The sequence below is a fragment of the Azospirillum baldaniorum genome (genome assembly GCF_003119195.2).
Taxonomy (GTDB): domain Bacteria; phylum Pseudomonadota; class Alphaproteobacteria; order Azospirillales; family Azospirillaceae; genus Azospirillum; species Azospirillum baldaniorum.
In genome coordinates, this window is the sequence record NZ_CP022253.1 from 1661209 (window position 1) to 1678457 (window position 17249).

Sequence of the window (17249 nt, forward strand, 5' to 3'; positions counted from 1 at the left end):
CGGGCCGCCAAGGCTCCGGTGATCGGCGAAGGGGGAGCGGTGCGCGCTGCCAGAAGGATTCCCTACGTCAATCAGGGCATCGTCATGGCCTGCACGCTGGCCTTCGTGCTGGGCGTGCCGCCGGAATCCCTCGCCTTCGTTCCTGCTTATTTCTTCGGAACGGTTGAGACGGCCGGGCCGCTGCCGACTTGGGCGGTGTGGCGCGGGCTGTTCGGCCATGTCCTGATCCACAGCGACATCGTGCATCTGGTCAGCAACATGCTGGCGCTCTGGGCCTTCGGCGGTGCTGTCGAGCTGGCGATGGGCAGCCTGCGCTACCTGCTGTTCTTCCTGCTCTGCGCCGCGGCGGGGGCGGTGGTGGAGGGGGCGCTGGCCGTCGACCCCATGGCGCCGCTGGTCGGGGCGAGCGGGGCGATCTGCGGGGTGATGGGGGCCTTCCTGCTGCTGCACCCGCAGGCGACGCTCGGCGTGACGCCGGGGCCACGGGTTCCCGCCTCCTTCGTGGTGGGCAGCTTCCTGGCGATCAACGTGGCGATGACGCTGATGCCGCCGGCCCCGGACTCCGGTCTGGGCGACGTGGCCTGGGCCGCCCATCTCGGAGGGTTCGGCGCGGGGATGGCGCTGGTCGCCCTGTTCCGCCGTCCCGGCGTGGCGCTGTGGAGCGTCGCCCGCCTCAGCACCGCGGCGAAGGCCGCCGTCTATCTGACGCTGGTCGTGGTTCTGCTGCGAACGCTGTGACCGTTGCCTTTGCCGGGCCGGGGCGGAATACTGCGCCCTCCCATTGACGGAGGCATGTGACTATGGCGGAAACCGGGTCCGCGCCGGTGCTCGGCGTGATCGGCGGCAGCGGCGTCTACGACATCGACGGCTTGGAGAATCAACGCTGGGTGAAGGTGGAAACGCCTTTCGGAGACCCGTCGGACGAGCTGCTGACGGGCGAGCTGAACGGCCAGAAGCTGGTTTTCCTGCCGCGCCACGGCCGCGGTCACCGTATTCCGCCGTCCGAGCTGAACTTCCGCGCCAACATCTACGCGCTGAAGGCGCTGGGCGTGACAGAGATCCTGTCGGTCTCCGCCGTCGGTTCGCTGAAGGAGCATCTGCCGCCGGGCACCTTCGTGGTGATCGACCAGTTCATCGACCGCACCTTCGCCCGCAACAAGAGCTTCTTCGGCACCGGTCTGGTGGCGCATGTGGCGCTGGGCCATCCGGTCTGCGGGCGGCTGGGCGACCTGATCGAGGAGGCGCTGGTGGAGCTGAAGGTGCCGCACCAGCGCCGCGGCACCTACATGGTCATGGAAGGCCCGCAATTCTCGACCAAGGCCGAGTCCGAGCTGTACCGGAGCTGGGGCTGCGACGTGATCGGCATGACCAACATGCCGGAGGCCAAACTCGCCCGCGAGGCGGAGATGTGCTACGCGACCGTCGCCATGGTCACCGACTTCGACTGTTGGCATCCGGAGCATGACCACGTCACCGTGGACGCCGTCATCCGCGTGGTGGTCGCCAACGCGGGCAAGGCCCGGTCGCTGGTCAAGACGCTCGCGCCGAAGCTGCAGGTGCGCGACGGGCTGTGCGCCCAGGGCTGCCACACCGCGCTCGACCACGCGATCATGACCGCGCCGGACAAGCGCGACCCGGAGATGCTGAAGGCGCTCGACATCATCCTCGCCCGCGCGCTGGGCTGAGGACGCCAACGCAAAAAAGCCGCGGGACCCGGCGTGCGTCCGGGTCCCGCGGCTTTTTCCTTGGATCGCTTGGAAAGGGATCGCTTGGAAAGGGATCGGGCGGATAGCCTCAGTGGCGGGTGCGCGCCGGGGTGACGTAGACGCCGTCCCAATCGACGCCGAACAGCGCGTCGTCGCCGGCTTCTTCCACCAGTTCGTCATAATCGCTGATGTCGATCAGACCAAAGATCGAGGCGGTGCCCGAGGCGTCGAGGTCGCAGGTGATGACGCGGCCGGCGAACTCGACGGACGTGAAGAACACTTCCGGCAGCTCCATGCTGTCGAGGTCGGCGGACACCGCGCACTCGATTTCATGGACGAGGCGGGAGGAGAGGGACCCCCGCAGTTTCGCCGCCTGGGAGGCCCAGACGATCTTCTTGACCCGCGCAGCCGGGCGGTTGTCGGGCTCGCCGATGCCCTCGTCGGGCTGGGCGGCCATGGCGATCATCCGGGAAACCAGGTTCGACGGGCTGGGCGCACGCATAGAGACCTCCGTGAAGAACGAGCGCAGATTCACCCGGCTTCGGTTAACGGGGACTTAAATCCGGACGTCACGGATGGCTTACCTCTTATGCGTAACGGTCTATGACCGGTCAGACGGCCGCCGCCGCGTAAGCCGCCGCCAGCCGCGCCGCGGTGACGGCGTTGTTTCGGATCAGCGCCATGTTCGCGGTCAGGCTGCGCCCGCCGGTGATCCGCTCCAGCGCCGCAAGGAGGAAAGGCGTGACGGATTTTCCCGTGATTCCATGATGTTCCGCATCCCTTAAAGCTTGGGCGATGGCCTGCTCCATGGCCTCGCCATCGAGCGCGTCGGCCTCCGGGATGGGGTTGGCGAGGACCACGCCACCCTCCAGCCCAAGCTCCCATTTGGCTCTCAGGATCGCCGCGACCTCATGCACGTTGTCACAGCGATGAGAGACGGGCAGACCAGAGTTGCGGCTGTAGAAGGCCGGGAACTCGTCCGTGCCCAGCCCCAGGACGGGGACGCCGCGGGTCTCCAGCACCTCCAGCGTCTTCGGCAGGTCGAGAATCGATTTCGCACCCGCGCAGACGACGCAGACGCTGGTGTGGGCCAGCTCGTCGAGGTCCGCCGACACGTCGAAACTGGTTTCGGCGCCGCGGTGCACCCCACCCAGGCCGCCGGTGGCGAAGACAGGGATCCCGGCCAGCCTTGCGGCGATCATCGTGGCGGCCACGGTGGTAGCGCCCGGCACTCCGGTCGCCAGAGCGACGGGCAGGTCGCGGCGGCTCAGCTTCATGACGCTGGTACCACCCTTGGCGAGCCGCTCCAGAGCCTCACCGTCCAGCCCGACGCGGATGCGCCTGTCGAGAACGGCGACGGTGGCGGGCACCGCCCCCTCGGCCCGCACCGCGTCCTCCAGCGCTGTCGCCGTTTCCAGGTTCTTCGGGTAGGGCATGCCGTGGGAGATGACGGTGGATTCCAGCGCCACCACGGGCCGGCCCTCGGCCAGGGCGGCGGCGACCTCGGGCGTTAGGGTCAGGCGGTCGTGCATGGTCGGAGTCTCCCTCGTTCTCCCGCATCCTGCGCTGTGGTTCGCGCCGGCGCAACCGCAGGAATCGGAATTTTGTCCTTTCGCGAGGACGGCCTATATTGCAGTGCATGCCTGCACAAAGCCCCTCCCGCCCCCCCGCCGAACGCTGGATGAAAGTCTGCCCCGAAGGGCTCTACGTCGAGCCCGGCGGCTTCTACGTGGACCCGCTGCGCCCGGTGGAGCGCGCGGTCGTCACCCACGGCCATTCCGACCATGCCCGGCCCGGCCACGCCCATGTGCTCGCCACCGCCGGGACGCTCGCCATCATGCGGCAACGGCTGGGCGAGGGGGCGGGGGCCGCGACGCAGACGCTCGACTATGGCGAGGCGATCCGCATCGGCGACGTGACGGTGCGTCTGGTCCCCGCCGGCCATGTGCTGGGCAGCGCGCAGGTGGTGCTGGAGCATGCGGGGACGCGGGTGGTGGTGTCCGGCGACTACAAGCGGCGCTTCGACCGAACCTGCGCGCCCTTCGAGCCGGTGCCGTGCGACGTCTTCATCACCGAGGCGACCTTCGGCCTGCCGGTCTTCCGCCACCCGCCGGATTTGGGGGAGATCGACAAGCTGTTGCACTCACTGTCGATCTTTCCTGAGCGCAGCCATGTCGTCGGGGCCTACGCGCTGGGCAAATGCCAGCGGGTGATCTCCCTGCTGCGCGCCGCCGGCTACGACCGGCCGATCTATCTGCACGGCGCCCTGGAGCCGATCTGCAAACTCTATGAGAGCTTCGGCGTGCCTCTGGGCGAGCTTCGCCCGGCCACCGTCGCGGCGAAGGAGGAGCTGAAGGGCGCCCTTGTGCTGGCCCCGCCCGGAGCGGTGGCCGACCGCTGGGCGCGGCGGCTCACCGACCCGGTGGTGGCGATGGCCTCCGGCTGGATGCGGGTGCGTCAGCGGGCGCGCCAGCGCGGCGTGGAACTGCCGCTGGTCATTTCCGACCACGCCGATTGGGACGAACTGGTCCAGACGCTCGACGAGGTCGCCGCACCCGAGGTCTGGGTGACCCATGGCCGGGAGGAGGCGCTGGTCCACCACGCGACCCAGCGCGGCATCCGCGCCCGCGCTTTGGCCCTGGTCGGCTTCGAGGAGGAGGGGGCGTGAGGAACTTCTCCGCGCTGATCGACGGGCTGGTCTTCATGCCGGCGCGCAATGGAAAGATCCGCCTGCTGGCCGACTTCTTCGCCACCACGCCGGACCCCGACCGCGGCTGGGCGCTGGCGGCCCTGACGGAATCGCTGGTCTTCCACGAGGCCAAGCCGGCGGCGATCCGGCAACTGGTCGCTACCCGCGTCGATCCCGAGCTGTTCGCCCTGTCCTACGACTATGTCGGCGACCTCGCCGAGACGGTGGCCTTGATCTGGCCAGAGCGCCCGGAGCGGGCGAACAGCCTGCCGCCTTCCATGACCGAGGTGGTGGAGACTCTGCGCGCGGCCAAGCGCGGGCAGGTGATGGGGCTGGTGGAGGGCTGGCTCGACACGCTGGATTCCTCGGGCCGCTTCGCTCTGCTGAAGCTCATCACCGGCAGCCTGCGGGTGGGCGTGTCGGCGCGGCTGGCCAAGACGGCATTGGCGGAGTGGGGCAAGGTCGATCTCGGCGACCTCGAGGAGTGCTGGCATGGGCTGACCCCGCCCTACGCGGAGCTGTTCGCCTGGCTGGAGGGGAGGTCCGACCGGCCGGCGGCGGGGAAGGGCGCCGGCTTCCGCCCGCTGATGCTTTCCCATCCGCTGGAGGAGGAGGATATGGGCGGTCTCGATCCGGCCGACTACGCCGCGGAATGGAAATGGGACGGCATCCGCGTGCAGCTGGCGGCCCGCGGCGGCGAGCGGCGCATCTACAGCCGGACCGGCGACGACGTGTCCGGCGCCTTTCCGGACATTGCGGACCACATGACCTTCGACGCCGTGCTGGACGGCGAACTGCTGGTCGCCCGCGACGAGGGCGAGATCGCGCCCTTTAACGATCTCCAGCAGCGGCTGAACCGCAAGACGGTCACCGCGGCGATGCTCAAGGAATTTCCCGCCTGGGTGCGGCTCTACGACATCCTGTTCGATGGCGAGGAGGATCTACGGAGCCTGCCCTTCACCGAGCGGCGCGCCCGGCTGGAGCGCTGGCACGACGCGGTGCGGCCCCGGCGGATGGACCTGTCGCCCCTGGTTCCGTTCGAGGGCTGGGAGGCACTGAAGGGCCTGCGCGAGGGCAGCCGGGAAAACAGCATCGAAGGGCTGATGCTGAAGCGCAAGGACAGCGTCTACGTTGCCGGGCGCCCCAAGGGGCCCTGGTTCAAGTGGAAGCGTGGGGCGCTGACCCTCGACACCGTGCTGATGTACGCCCAGCGCGGGCACGGCAAGCGGTCCAGCTATTACTCGGACTTCACCTTCGGCGTCTGGCGCGGCGAGGAGCTGGTGCCGGTCGGCAAGGCCTATTTCGGCTTCACCGACGCCGAGCTGGTGGAACTCGACCGCTGGGTGCGCAACCGCACCACCCGCCGCTACGGCCCGGTGCGCGAGGTCGAGCCGGGGCTGGTGCTGGAGGTCGCCTTCGACAGCGTGCACCCGTCGAACCGTCACAAAAGCGGTCTGGCGATGCGCTTCCCGCGCGTCCACCGTATCCGCTGGGACAAGCCGGCGGTGGAGGCCGACCGGCTGGAAACGCTTCAGGCGATGGTCGTCGGCTAGAGCGATGGGCCGAGTGGGGCCGCTTCTTCCATTTTGAACCGGGTCCGCGTTGACGTCGGCGGGACGGCGCCTAGTCTTCTGCAACCGTTCGCTGCGGTCGAACGGGGTGGAAGACATCAAGCCGGAGACCTGACCATGCCGTTCGCCGCCGCCCCCGAGTTCAAGAAGCACAAGGCGAAGTGCGAGGCCGAGGCCAAGAAGATCCCGAACTCGGGCGACGCCCTGGCGGTGGTGAAGAAGTCGGGCGATGTGGAGAAGGCCGCCGCGGCCTGGGACAAGGCCTACAAGGCCGGGGACGCCAAGGCGCTGCGCGCGGCGCTGGCCGATCTGCTCCAGGCGACCAAGATCTTCCGGGCAAAGCTCAGCGCGGTGATTGTCAAGGCGCAGAAGGCGAAGAACGAGGGCGCCGTGGAAGTGGCGGCCGACATGCTGGGCGGCGCCATGAACGTCGAGCAGATGGCCCAGTTGGAAAGCCAGTCCACCCTGAAGAAGCTGGAGAAGGCGGGCAGCGCCAAGGAGATGCCCGCCACCACCTTCTTCGCTGACTGGACCTCGGCCAAGAAGATGTTCGAGGCGCTGACCGGCAAGAAGAAGCCCGCCGAGGGTTTCCTGCTCGCCTTCCGGGCGTCGAGCGGGCTGGAGAAGGCGACGAAGGCGCTGGACGCCGCCACACGCGCCAACGACGTCGACGCTCTGCAGAAGGCGATCAAGGGATTCGAGAAGACCGGCAGCGAGTATTTCGCGACCGTGAAGAAGAAGGCCAAGGTCTCCGTCGCAGCCGACGACACCGACATCCCGGACGAGTCGGAGGAGGCCTTCAACTACGATCAGGCGCTGGCGATCCTGCTGAAGAACCTGAACGTCATCCGCAAGGAAGCCGGCGATATCCTGGCCGAGGCCAGGAAATAGACAGGATTTCCCCCCTATCGGCTCAACCGCATGTCGATGTGGTCGATGCCGACATCGTCGTAAATCTCGCTGACGCGCCGGAAGCCGAAGCCGCCGTAAAAGCTCTCCAAGTAAAGCTGCGCGCTGATCTGCACGTCGTGCTCCGGCCATTCTTGGGCCAGCCGCTCCAGGCATTCCGCGACCAGCCGGCGGCCCAACGCCTTGCCGCGCCACGCCGGAGCGACCGCCAACCGTCCGAACGAGGTCGTGCCGGTGTCGGCATCCGGACCGAAAATGCGGGCGTAGCCGACGGGTGTCGGCGCGTCGCCGTCGTAAAGCGCCAGATGCTGCGCCACCGGGTCGCGTCCGTCGAGGTCGGGAAAGGGGGAGGCCTGTTCCACCACCAGCACGCTCTGGCGGAGGTGGAGCATGTCGTGGAAGGTGCCGGCGGACAGATCGGCAAAGCGGTACCAACGGGAATGCATGTCAGCCTCTAGAAGGAGACGTCGGTGGGATTCAGATGTTCCACCGTGAAGCCGAAACGGCTGTGAAGGCTTTCACCGACGCGAAGCCGGTGGCAGAGGTGCGGTGACGCCTCGAAGCAGAGCAGACAGGCCGGCTTTTCCCGCGCCAGAGCGGCGGCGCGGTTGAGGTCATGCTCCGCTTCCGGAGTCTGCATCTTCGCTTCGACGATCGACCAGAAGCGGTCCAGGTCGCCCTGATGGGCGGCAACGCGGCCCTCCTTGGGCGTGCCCAACCCTTTCAGATGCACGTAACCGATTCCGGCCTCTTCCAACCCGGCGGACAGCGGCCTCTTCGAGAAGCCGGCGCGGCGGGACAAGGGCAACTCGCGCACGTCCAGCAGAACCCCGACCCCCCGCACCTTCAATGCGCGCAGTACGGAGTCGAAGGAGGCGCCTTCGTAACCAATGGTGTAGAGCGTCGGGCTGTCGTTCATGACGAGGAGGGCAGGGCGTTGCGGACCATGTATTCGCCGATGTCCTTGGGCTTCACCTTGACGTCGGTCAGCGGCTCGTCGGCGGACATCGCCTTCGCGACGAGAAGGCTGTTCTGCACGTTGGTCAGAGTGATGCGGAAGACGCCGGTGGCGCCCTTCAGCTTCGGGTAGTAGGTCGGATCGATGACCTTCTCCTTGCGCATCAGGCGTTCGATCACCGCCTCCTCCTCAACGTCCGGCACCTCCTGGCTGTGGATCAGGCGCCAGTCGGATTCGCCCGCCCAGCCGGCATCGATGGCGGCCTTGGCCTCGTCATTGTCAGCGGCCACGCCCAGCTTGAAGATGTGCTTTCCCTGTCCGACGTCGGACGCCCATTTCGTCAGCGCGGCGCTGCGCGCCACATAAACCACGGCCATTTTCGCAGGTCCTCCCCGGTCAGGCGGCCATGCTGCCGCGAAGTGCCCGACGAGGCAACCGCCGGAAGGGGGGAAGGGGGGTCAGGGGAAGGATGATTGCCGGGACAGCGGGGTGATGAGGATGCGGCTGACCACGTCCTTGCCGAACAGCTTGACGCTTTCCTCATCGATCCTGCGGCGCAGGGCCGGCATGTTGGCGATGTTGCCGCGGACGATCCATCCCTCCTCGATGCCAGTGTAGACCGCGCGCAGAGCGGCGTCGTGCAGGCGCGGAATGGCGACCTGAACTTCACCCAGGCGGGTGGCGTTCGCCACTTCCAGCATCACCTCGATCTGGGTGTAGCGCTCCACCTGACCGCGCGTGACGATGGGGACCATCACCGGCTTGATCCGGACGGAAGGTGGCAGGGCCGCCGGCCCTTCCGCCGCCTGAGCCCCCATGGCCGAACCGACGGTGGTGGCGGCGATGAGAAGGCAACCGAGGAAGGACGCGACCCTGCGCATAAGCGGGCACCGGAAAAATCGATTGGGTGGCCCCGATAGTAGGGGTTCGCCCGCCCGCCTTCAATGGCGCCCGCTGTAACAAGAGATGCTGTGACAAGAGATTCGGCTTATGGCCCGGCGTGCCGCCCTCAGGCCGCCTTCTGAGCGCTGGCTTGGATGGCCTTCTTGTTCACGTCGTTGATTGCCAGCATGTTCAGCTTCTTGTCGGTTTCCTTCTCTTCGTTCAGGGTCTGCTCCAGCAGCTCCGCCACCTTGGTAAGGCCGCAGGCGGTGGCGTAGGCGTGGACGGTGCCGTAGCTGGCGATCTCGTAATGCTCCACCTTCTGGGCGGCGGCGATCAGGGCGGCGTCCTGGACTTCCGGGGCGAGACCCATTTCCATGATCTCGCGGGCCTCGCTGATCAGCCCCTCCATCGCGTCGCAATGCTTGCCGCGGGTGCGGGTGTCCAGCTCCTCGAAGACCTGTTCCAGCCGTTCGATCTGGCCGCGGGTCTCCTCCAGATGGGACTCGAAGGCCGCGCGGAGCTGCTCGGAATGCGCCGCCTTGGCCAGTTTCGGCAGGGCCTTGGTGAGCTGCTTTTCGGCGTGGTAGATGTCGCGGAGTTCTTCGATCAGCAGATCCTGCATGGTCTTGGCAGCCATGGTGCCGGTACTCCCTTGCTGAGTTCGTCGTCCGCCAACAACAGGACGTGGCAGATGGGGTTCCGGGACGGTTGCGCTGTGCTAAGGTGGTATCGGGACCGGCGAAGGCCGGCGATGGAGAAAAAGCGATGGTGGGCAATCGGGCGCCTGGAAAAGGCCAGACGGCTGGAAACGGCGCGGGAAACGGTGTCGGCGAGGTGCTGTTCGAATTCCAGCGGGTCGGCAGCTATCTGAAGGTCATGGCCATCGATCCCGTCACTGCGACGGAGGTATCGGTCGTCGGGCCGGCCACCGGCAGCCTGGAACTGCTGAAACGGACCGCGATCAGCAAACTCCAGTTCGTCATGAAGCGCGACGCCGCCAAACGCTGATTGAATTGCCCGAGTACAGACGCCAAGAAGCGCGCCCTCCCGGCGGGGCGGGGGGCGCGGCTAGTCTTGGCTTCTGCTGATGGTGAGCACTGACATCCCGGTGCCGGACCTGCGGAGCCGGTCCGAGGGTGAACTGCTCGGTTCCGACTCTAGACCTATGCCGCGCCGTGGGCACTGGTGCATCGGATGTAACGCCTGTAGAAACCGTTCCACGAACGAACGGACCGCCGTGCTTTCCGGACAGTGTTTTCCTGGCGCGGCGGTCCTGACCGAATGCGGAGGGAGACGATCGCAATGGGTTGCGTGACGGTCTTGCGGAGATTGCCCGTGCTGTTGAGAGAGACCCTGAAGCCGGCGGCGACGCTGCTGGTGCTGGCCGTGGCGCTGCAAAGCCCGGCGGCGTGGTCGGAAACCACCATCATCTGCACGAAGCCCGGCGTTCCGCTCTGCATGAGCGACACCACCACCTTCGTCAGCGCGGACAAGATGGCCACCTGCCAGTTCGAGGTGAAGGAGTACGTGGACAAGACCATGGACTATCTGCGCTGCCTGAACGAGGAGAACACCAGCACAGGGCAGGAACTGACCCGCAATGTCGAACGGTTCAACTGCCGCCTGTCCGGCCGCAACTGTGGATGAGGGGCGGCGCCGGCGGGTTGGGCGACGCCCGTCCTCGCCACGGTCCTGCGTGATCCAGGCCCGACAGTAAGACCCGACAGTAAGACATGAAGGTGAAACGACACAGGGCCGGCCTCCCCAATGGGGAGGCCGGCCCTGTTCGTTCAGGACGGTGCTGGCGCTCAGCCGGCCTTGCGGCGGGTCTGGCGGCCGGAGCTGCGGCCGAGGCCGATCCGTTTCGCGAACTCGGAGCGCTGAGCCGCGTAGTTCGGCGCGACCATCGGGTAATCCGGCGGCAGGCTCCAGCGCGCCCGGTATTCGTCCGGCGACATGTTGTAGGTGGAGCGAAGATGGCGCTTCAGCATCTTCAGCTTTTTGCCGTCTTCCAGACACACGATGTATTCGGGCGTCACCGACTTGCGGATCGGCACGGCCGGCTTCAGGGGCTCTGAAGGAATTTCTCGGGGCTGCGTGTTCAGCCCGGTCAGCGACGAGTAGACCGTGTTGATCACCTCGGGAATCTGCTGCGCCGGCAGAACGTTCTTGCTGACATATGCGGAGACGATGTCCGCGGTCATCCGCAGAAGCTCGTTATCGGGCACATCGGCGCGAAGCTGGTCACTCATTGCCATTAGTCCTGATTTTTCATTTTGTCCCTAGCAACCAAGTTGCACAGCGTGATTTGGGTGTCAATATAATTTCGAGAGCAGCGAATTAAGTTATTTGCAAACTGCATGAAGTTACAAGGCGTGGCAAATCAGATGTCGCAGGAAATGGCCGGGCTGCGGCTGCACTGCCCCACGTTTAGGCATCGTCTAGTGCGGGGAAGCTAGGCAAGACCATGAGAATCGGGCACCGCAACTGACCGATTCGTGATGCGAGACCGAATCGGTCGACCTGCTTACTGGCCGTTAACGTCAACGGTGGCGGGAAATAGAGAAACATTTGTTCTCGGCATGCATCGCGGATGGGCTTCCCTTCGCCGGGTCGGCGCCCGGCGTTCCCCTTTTGCGGTTCTGTGCCCGGCGCAAAGCCCCTGTGCGTTGTGTCCTTCTGGCGGTTCGGGGCGATATCTGGTAGCTTGCGCGCCGTGCCGCCGTCCCCGCCGGGTGTTCCCCCCGGGCCGGCGCCATTCGTATTCGTGCACGGAGTTTTTCTTTCATGACCACCATCGCGATCGCGTCCGATCACGCGGGGTACGAGATGAAGGCCCAGATCGCCTCCTGGCTGGCCGGCGCCGGCTACGAGGTGCTGGACCTCGGCTGCAACGGTCCGGAATCGGTGGACTATCCGGATTTCGCCACGGCGCTGGCGGGTGCCATCAACGACAAGCGCGCGGCGCGCGGCGTCTTGATCTGCGGCAGCGGCATCGGTATCAGCATCGCGGCGAACCGCCATCCGGGCATCCGTGCCGCCCTGGTGCATGACGTGACGACCGCCCGCCTCGCGCGCCAGCACAACGACGCGAACGTGGTGGCTCTGGGCGCGCGCATCATCGGCGCGGAGATCGCGAAGGACTGCGTGGACGCCTTCCTGACGACCGATTTCGAAGGCGGTGAGCGGCACAGCCGGCGAATCGCCAAGATGGGATGAGACGGCCCTTCACCCGGCCCGTGACTGCTTTCTGAACCAAGGACCTGCCCTGCCATGACCGTGACCAACGCCGACCCCCGCGCCGAGATCGGCCGCTTCTTCGCTGCCTCGCTCGCCGAGACCGATCCCGAACTGGCCCGCGCGGTGCGCGACGAGCTGGTCCGCCAGCAGGAGCAGATCGAGCTGATCGCGTCCGAGAACATCGTCTCCCAGGCGGTGCTGGAGGCCCAGGGCTCGGTCATGACCAACAAGTACGCCGAAGGCTATCCGGGCCGGCGCTACTATGGCGGTTGCGAGTATGTGGACGTGGCCGAGACGCTGGCGATCGAGCGCGCCTGCAAGCTGTTCGGCTGCGGCTTCGCCAACGTCCAGCCGAACTCAGGATCGCAGGCCAACCAGGCGGTCAACCTCGCCCTGCTCCAGCCGGGCGACACCATCCTCGGCATGTCGCTGGCGGCCGGCGGCCACCTGACCCATGGCGCCGCCCCGAACCTGTCGGGCAAGTGGTTCAAGGCCGTGCAGTACGGCGTGCGCCGTGACGACCACCTGATCGACTTCGACGAGGTCGAGCGTCTGGCCCGCGAGCACAAGCCGAAGCTGATCATCGCCGGCGGCTCCGCCTATCCGCGCGTCCTCGACTACCAGCGCTTCCGCGCCATCGCGGACGAGGTCGGCGCCTACTTCATGGTGGACATCGCCCACTATGCCGGCCTGATCGCCGGCGGCGTCTATCCGAACCCGTTCCCCTACGCCGACGTGGTCACCACCACCACCCACAAGACGCTGCGCGGCCCGCGCGGCGGCATGGTGCTGACCAACAGCGAGGAGATCGCCAAGAAGATCAACTCGGCGGTGTTCCCCGGCCTGCAGGGCGGCCCGCTGATGCACGTCATCGCCGCTAAGGCGGTGGCCTTCGCCGAGGCGCTGCGTCCGGAGTTCAAGACCTACGCCAAGAGCGTCCTCGACAACGCCCGCGCCCTGTCGAAGGTGCTGATCGAGGGCGGCCTGGACATCGTGTCCGGCGGCACCGACAGCCACATCGTGCTGGTCGACCTGCGTCCGAAGAACCTGACCGGCAAGGCCGCCGAGGCGAGCCTGGAGCACGCCGGCATGACCTGCAACAAGAACGGCGTCCCGTTCGACCCGCAGAAGCCGATGGTCACCTCCGGCGTCCGTCTGGGCAGCCCGGCGGCCACCACCCGCGGCTTCGGCGTGGCCGAGTTCGAGCAGGTCGGCCGCCTGATCGTCGAGACGCTGGACGGGCTGGCCGCCAGCAACTCCGGCGACAACGCGGCGGTCGAGGCGAAGGTGCGGGAGGAGGTGCGCGAGCTGTGCCGCCGCTTCCCCATCTACCCGACCCTGTAATCATCAAGACCGACTAAGGGGAAAGGCCGGACATGCGCTGCCCGTTCTGCGGACACGAGGACACCCAGGTCAAGGACTCGCGACCGACCGAGGACAACTCGGCGATCCGCAGGCGGCGGTTCTGCCCCAGTTGCAGCGCGCGTTTCACCACCTTCGAGCGCGTCCAGCTCCGTGAGCTGACGGTGGTGAAGAGCACCGGCCAGCGGGAGCCGTTCGACCGCGAAAAGCTCCTGCGCTCCATGCGCATCGCTCTGCGCAAGCGCCCGATCGATGCCGACCGCATCGACCGGGTGGTGAACAGTCTGGTGCGCCAGCTCGAATCCTCCGGCGAGAGCGAGATCCCGTCGAAGCAGATCGGCGAGATGATCATGGTGGCGCTCCAGACGCTCGATCAGGTCGCCTACATCCGCTACGCCTCGGTCTATAAGGACTTCCGCGAGGCGTCGGACTTCAACGAGTTCGTCGAGCAACTCGCCCCCGAAGCCCAGAACGGGTGAGGAGGCGGGCGGCGCCCATGGCGAAGCAAGCCATCCATCCCGACGATGTCCGCCACATGCGGGCCGCCCTGGTCCTGGCGGCGCGCGGGCTCGGCAACACTTGGCCGAACCCGGCGGTGGGCTGCGTCATCGTGCGCGGCGGTGTGGTGGTCGGGCGTGGCTGGACCCAGCCGGGCGGGCGACCGCACGCCGAGACGGAAGCGCTGGCCCGCGCCGGTGGTGCTACGCACGGCGCGACCGCCTATGTGACGCTGGAACCCTGCAACCATTACGGGAAAACACCCCCCTGCGCTCTGGCGCTGGTGGAGGCCGGGGTGGCGCGGGTGGTGGTGGCCTGCGGTGATCCGGACCCGCGGGTGGCGGGAGGCGGGCTGGAGCGGCTGCGCGCCGCCGGGATCGCGGTGGACACCGGCGTCTGCGAGGACGCCGCCTGGACTCTCAACGAGGGTTTCTTCCGGCGCATCCAGGACGAGCGTCCTCTCTATACGCTCAAGGCGGCGACGACGCTGGACGGGCGCATCGCCACCCACAGCGGCCAGTCGCAATGGATCACCGGGCCGACGGCGCGGGCGTGGGGGCACCGGCTGCGCGCCACCCACGACGCGATCATGGTCGGCATCCGCACCGCCCTGGCCGACGACCCGGAACTCACCTGCCGCCTGCCGGGGCTGAGCCACCGGTCGCCCGTGCGCATCGTGGTGGACAGCCGGCTGCGCCTGCCGCTGACCGGAAAGCTGGCCGTGGGCGCGCGGTCCGTGCCGACCTGGGTGATCACCCGCGAGGATGCGGACCCGAGCCGTCTGGCCGTCTTCCAGGACTGCGGACTCGAGGTGATCCGCGTGCCCGCCGACTCCGCGGGCCTGCCGGATCTGGTCGAGGCGAGCGCCAACCTGGCTCGCCGCGGCCTGACCCGCGTGCTGGTGGAGGGTGGGGCCACTCTGGCGGCCTCGCTGCTGCGCGCCAATCTGGTCGACCGGCTGGAATGGTTCCGCGCCGCCTCGGTCATGGGCGGCGACGGGCTGCCGGCGGTCCATGCCTTCGGGGTGGACGGGTTGGAGCGCATGGCGCTGTTCCGCCGGACCGACCTGCGGCAGGCCGGGGACGATCTCGTGGAAAGCTACGTCCGCCGCGGTTGAGCGGTCGGGGATGTGCGGCGTCCGGCACCGTGCCGGGCGCAACAGTCCGTTGCGTGCCGCGCCGTGCGGATGAATCTTTCACACGATTGAAAACCTGCTAAATTGCCGGCCCATGTTCACCGGAATCATCACCGATGTTGGGCGCGTTCGGGCCGTGGAACGGCAGGGCGACACCCGGTTCACCGTCGAAACCGTCTTCGCTATGGAGACGGTTCCCATCGGCGCGTCCATCGCCAACAACGGCGTCTGTCTGACCGTGGTCGAGAAGGGGCCGGGCTGGTTCGCCGTGCAGGCCTCCGCCGAGACCCTGTCGAAGACGACGCTGGGCGGCTGGGCCGAAGGCACGCGCATCAATCTGGAGCGGGCGCTCAAGGTCGGCGACGAGCTGGGCGGGCACATCGTGTCCGGCCATGTCGACGGCGTCGCCACGGTCGTGGAGGTCCGCGCCGACGGCGAGTCGAAGCGCTTCACCTTCGAGGCGCCGGCCACCCTGGCGAAATACATCGCCTCCAAGGGGTCGGTGGCGCTGGACGGCGTGTCGCTGACGGTGAACGAGGTCGATGGTGCGCGCTTCGGCGTGAACATCATCCCGCACACCCAGGATGCGACCACCTTCGGCGCGCTGAAGGCCGGGGATCGGGTGAACCTGGAAATCGATATGCTCGCGCGGTATGTGGCGCGGCTGGCGGGGCAGGAATGACGTCCGAGTTTCACGAGTATCTGTCGCGCCCCGAGGAGATCATCGAGGAGGCGCGCCAGGGCAAGATGTTCATCCTCGTCGATGACGAGGACCGCGAGAACGAAGGCGATCTGGTCATCCCGGCCCAGTGCGCGACTCCCGAGGCCGTGAACTTCATGGCCAAGTACGGGCGCGGCCTGATCTGCCTCGCTATGGACCAGAACCACATCGAGCGGCTGCGCCTGCCGCTGATGGCGCAGCAGAACGGCACCCGCCACCAGACCGCCTTCACCGTCTCCATCGAAGCGCGCGAGGGTGTGACGACCGGCATCTCCGCCGCCGACCGCGCCCGCACCATCCAGGTCGCCATCGACCCGACCGCCGGGCCGGACGCCATCGTGACGCCGGGCCACGTCTTCCCGCTGCTCGCCCGCGACGGCGGCGTGCTGGTCCGCGCCGGCCACACGGAAGCCTCGGTGGACATCGCCCGCATGGCCGGCATGACCGCGGCGGGCGTGATCTGCGAGATCATGAACGACGACGGCACCATGGCCCGCCTGCCGGATCTGGTGAAGTTCGCGCAGTTCCACGGGCTGAAGGTGGGCACCATCGCCGACCTGATCGCCTACCGCCGCCGCACCGAGACGATCGTCGAGCAGAAGCTGGCGGCGGCTCTGGACAGCCGCTTCGGCGGGCGTTTCCAGATGTACGTCTACGTCAACAAGGTGGCTTACGCGGAGCACATCGCGCTGGTGCGCGGCGACATCTCCGGCGACGAGCCGGTGCTGGTGCGCATGCACGCCTTGTCGGTGCTGGACGACGTGCTTGGCGACAAGAGCGCCGCGCGTGACGGCGAGCTTCAGGCTTCCATGGAGATGATCGCGCGGGAAGGCCGCGGCGTCATCGTCCTGCTGCGCGAGCCGATGGCGAACAGCCTGACCGAATCGGTGATGGCGCGGCTGGAAGGCCATGAGAATCCGACTCCCGCCCTGCGGGATTATGGCGTCGGCGCGCAGATCCTGCTGGACCTGGGCGTGCGCGACATGGTTCTGCTGTCGAACCGCAAGAAGTCCATCATCGGGCTGGAGGGGTACGGCCTGACCGTGCTCGGCCACCGCCCGATTCCCCTGCAAGACCAGTAACCGCCAGCCGAGCGACCCGAGATGACCGAAAAGCCCCATCTGATGATCGTGGAAGCCCGCTTCTACGAGGACATCGCCGACGAGCTGGTGAAAGGCGCCATCGCCGAGATCGAGAAGGAGGGCGCCACCTACCAGCGCGTCTCGGTTCCGGGGTGCCTGGAGATCCCGGCGGCGATCCTGTACGCCCTGCGTTCCATGGACTTCTTCACGGCGCGCAAGCGCTTCGACGGCTATGTCGGGCTGGGCTGCGTGATCCGTGGCGAGACCACCCACTACGACATCGTCTGCAACGAGAGCGCCCGCGGTCTCCAGGACCTCGCGCTGCGCTATGCGCTGGCCATCGGCAACGGCGTGCTGACGGTGGAGAACCGTGAGCAGGCCTGGGCGCGGGCCTCCGTGACGGCCAAGAACAAGGGCGGTTTCGCGGCGCGCGCCTGCCTTGACATGATCGAACTCAAGCGCCAATTCCGCCTCTATCCGCGGTGACGCCGCG

General features: G+C 67.3%; 22 protein-coding genes. 14 read left to right on the plus strand and 8 right to left on the minus strand.

The genetic code is table 11. The features are described from left to right. The first annotated feature begins 39 nt into the window (after window positions 1-39). Window positions 40-738: a rhomboid family intramembrane serine protease gene (locus Sp245p_RS07780; RefSeq protein ID WP_014240712.1), complete on the plus strand. Its 699-nt coding sequence runs from the start codon at window positions 40-42 to the stop codon at window positions 736-738. Between the two features lie 62 nt (window positions 739-800). After that, a complete protein-coding gene (locus Sp245p_RS07785; RefSeq protein WP_014240713.1) occupies window positions 801-1685 on the plus strand; it encodes an S-methyl-5'-thioadenosine phosphorylase in 885 nt (294 codons plus the stop codon). 109 nt (window positions 1686-1794) lie between these two features. On the opposite strand, the gene Sp245p_RS07790 is transcribed toward Sp245p_RS07785, so the two are convergent. Together Sp245p_RS07790 and Sp245p_RS07795 are read right to left on the minus strand one after the other, a co-directional pair. Continuing rightward, window positions 1795-2208, minus strand: coding sequence for a hypothetical protein (locus tag Sp245p_RS07790; RefSeq protein ID WP_041811100.1), 414 nt, complete (start codon window positions 2206-2208; stop codon window positions 1795-1797). A gap of 109 nt (window positions 2209-2317) precedes the next feature. Then, complete coding sequence (locus tag Sp245p_RS07795; RefSeq protein WP_014240715.1) at window positions 2318-3238, minus strand: pseudouridine-5'-phosphate glycosidase; 921 nt, start codon at window positions 3236-3238, stop codon at window positions 2318-2320. A 149-nt stretch (window positions 3239-3387) separates the two neighbouring features. Here Sp245p_RS07795 and Sp245p_RS07800 point away from each other — a divergent pair, with 149 nt between their 5' ends. The 3 genes from Sp245p_RS07800 (at window position 3388) to Sp245p_RS07810 (ending at window position 6857) form a co-directional block, all read left to right on the plus strand. Then, entirely contained in the window at window positions 3388-4374 is a 987-nt protein-coding gene (locus Sp245p_RS07800) for a ligase-associated DNA damage response exonuclease (RefSeq protein WP_014240716.1), read from the plus strand. Then, on the plus strand, window positions 4371-5948 hold the full coding sequence (locus Sp245p_RS07805) for a cisplatin damage response ATP-dependent DNA ligase (RefSeq protein WP_014240717.1): 1578 nt from the start codon (window positions 4371-4373) through the stop codon (window positions 5946-5948). The genes Sp245p_RS07800 and Sp245p_RS07805 overlap by 4 nt, the downstream gene beginning before the upstream one ends. 135 nt (window positions 5949-6083) lie before the next feature. After that, window positions 6084-6857 (plus strand): hypothetical protein, encoded by a 774-nt coding sequence (locus Sp245p_RS07810; RefSeq protein WP_014240718.1) that lies wholly within the window; start codon window positions 6084-6086, stop codon window positions 6855-6857. 14 nt (window positions 6858-6871) lie between these two features. Here the strand turns inward: Sp245p_RS07810 and Sp245p_RS07815 are convergent, their stop codons facing one another. From Sp245p_RS07815 to Sp245p_RS07835, 5 genes are all read right to left on the minus strand, one after another. After that, entirely contained in the window at window positions 6872-7321 is a 450-nt protein-coding gene (locus tag Sp245p_RS07815) for a GNAT family N-acetyltransferase (RefSeq protein ID WP_014240719.1), read from the minus strand. Window positions 7322-7329: 8 nt separating this feature from the next. After that, the gene (locus tag Sp245p_RS07820) at window positions 7330-7794 is read right to left on the minus strand and encodes a DUF488 domain-containing protein (protein ID WP_014240720.1); all 465 of its coding nucleotides are present in this window, start codon (window positions 7792-7794) and stop codon (window positions 7330-7332) included. Beyond that, window positions 7791-8210, minus strand: a complete 420-nt coding sequence (locus Sp245p_RS07825) for a hypothetical protein (protein WP_014240721.1) — start codon at window positions 8208-8210, stop codon at window positions 7791-7793. The genes Sp245p_RS07820 and Sp245p_RS07825 overlap by 4 nt, the downstream gene beginning before the upstream one ends. 81 nt (window positions 8211-8291) lie before the next feature. Then, on the minus strand, window positions 8292-8714 hold the full coding sequence (locus tag Sp245p_RS07830) for a hypothetical protein (RefSeq protein ID WP_014240722.1): 423 nt from the start codon (window positions 8712-8714) through the stop codon (window positions 8292-8294). Window positions 8715-8842: 128 nt separating this feature from the next. After that, window positions 8843-9355 carry a YciE/YciF ferroxidase family protein gene (locus tag Sp245p_RS07835; protein ID WP_014240723.1) on the minus strand — a complete coding sequence of 171 codons (513 nt, stop codon included), beginning with the start codon at window positions 9353-9355 and terminating at the stop codon, window positions 8843-8845. 128 nt (window positions 9356-9483) lie between these two features. On the opposite strand from Sp245p_RS07835, the gene Sp245p_RS07840 reads away from it, so the two are divergent. Together Sp245p_RS07840 and Sp245p_RS07845 are read left to right on the plus strand one after the other, a co-directional pair. Continuing rightward, window positions 9484-9726 carry a DUF6898 family protein gene (locus Sp245p_RS07840; protein ID WP_014240724.1) on the plus strand — a complete coding sequence of 81 codons (243 nt, stop codon included), beginning with the start codon at window positions 9484-9486 and terminating at the stop codon, window positions 9724-9726. A gap of 327 nt (window positions 9727-10053) precedes the next feature. After that, the gene (locus Sp245p_RS07845) at window positions 10054-10365 is read left to right on the plus strand and encodes a hypothetical protein (protein ID WP_244439300.1); all 312 of its coding nucleotides are present in this window, start codon (window positions 10054-10056) and stop codon (window positions 10363-10365) included. Window positions 10366-10526: 161 nt separating this feature from the next. Here Sp245p_RS07845 and Sp245p_RS07850 read toward each other — a convergent pair whose 3' ends face one another. Continuing rightward, window positions 10527-10970: a Ros/MucR family transcriptional regulator gene (locus Sp245p_RS07850; RefSeq protein ID WP_014240726.1), complete on the minus strand. Its 444-nt coding sequence runs from the start codon at window positions 10968-10970 to the stop codon at window positions 10527-10529. Window positions 10971-11505: 535 nt separating this feature from the next. On the opposite strand from Sp245p_RS07850, the gene rpiB reads away from it, so the two are divergent. From rpiB to Sp245p_RS07885, 7 genes are all read left to right on the plus strand, one after another. Next, window positions 11506-11937, plus strand: a complete 432-nt coding sequence (gene rpiB / locus Sp245p_RS07855; protein WP_014240729.1) for a ribose 5-phosphate isomerase B — start codon at window positions 11506-11508, stop codon at window positions 11935-11937. Window positions 11938-11991: 54 nt separating this feature from the next. Continuing rightward, a complete protein-coding gene (glyA, locus tag Sp245p_RS07860) occupies window positions 11992-13302 on the plus strand; it encodes a serine hydroxymethyltransferase (RefSeq protein ID WP_014240730.1) in 1311 nt (436 codons plus the stop codon). A gap of 32 nt (window positions 13303-13334) precedes the next feature. Next, the gene (nrdR, locus tag Sp245p_RS07865; protein ID WP_014240731.1) at window positions 13335-13799 is read left to right on the plus strand and encodes a transcriptional regulator NrdR; all 465 of its coding nucleotides are present in this window, start codon (window positions 13335-13337) and stop codon (window positions 13797-13799) included. A gap of 17 nt (window positions 13800-13816) precedes the next feature. Next, window positions 13817-14935: a bifunctional diaminohydroxyphosphoribosylaminopyrimidine deaminase/5-amino-6-(5-phosphoribosylamino)uracil reductase RibD gene (gene ribD / locus Sp245p_RS07870; protein WP_014240732.1), complete on the plus strand. Its 1119-nt coding sequence runs from the start codon at window positions 13817-13819 to the stop codon at window positions 14933-14935. 112 nt (window positions 14936-15047) lie between these two features. Then, window positions 15048-15635 carry a riboflavin synthase gene (locus tag Sp245p_RS07875; RefSeq protein ID WP_014240733.1) on the plus strand — a complete coding sequence of 196 codons (588 nt, stop codon included), beginning with the start codon at window positions 15048-15050 and terminating at the stop codon, window positions 15633-15635. Next, entirely contained in the window at window positions 15632-16756 is a 1125-nt protein-coding gene (gene ribB, locus Sp245p_RS07880) for a 3,4-dihydroxy-2-butanone-4-phosphate synthase (protein ID WP_014240734.1), read from the plus strand. Before Sp245p_RS07875 ends, ribB begins: the two co-directional genes overlap by 4 nt. Before the next feature lie 21 nt (window positions 16757-16777). Then, window positions 16778-17242, plus strand: coding sequence for a 6,7-dimethyl-8-ribityllumazine synthase (locus Sp245p_RS07885; RefSeq protein ID WP_014240735.1), 465 nt, complete (start codon window positions 16778-16780; stop codon window positions 17240-17242). Window positions 17243-17249 lie beyond the last annotated feature (7 nt).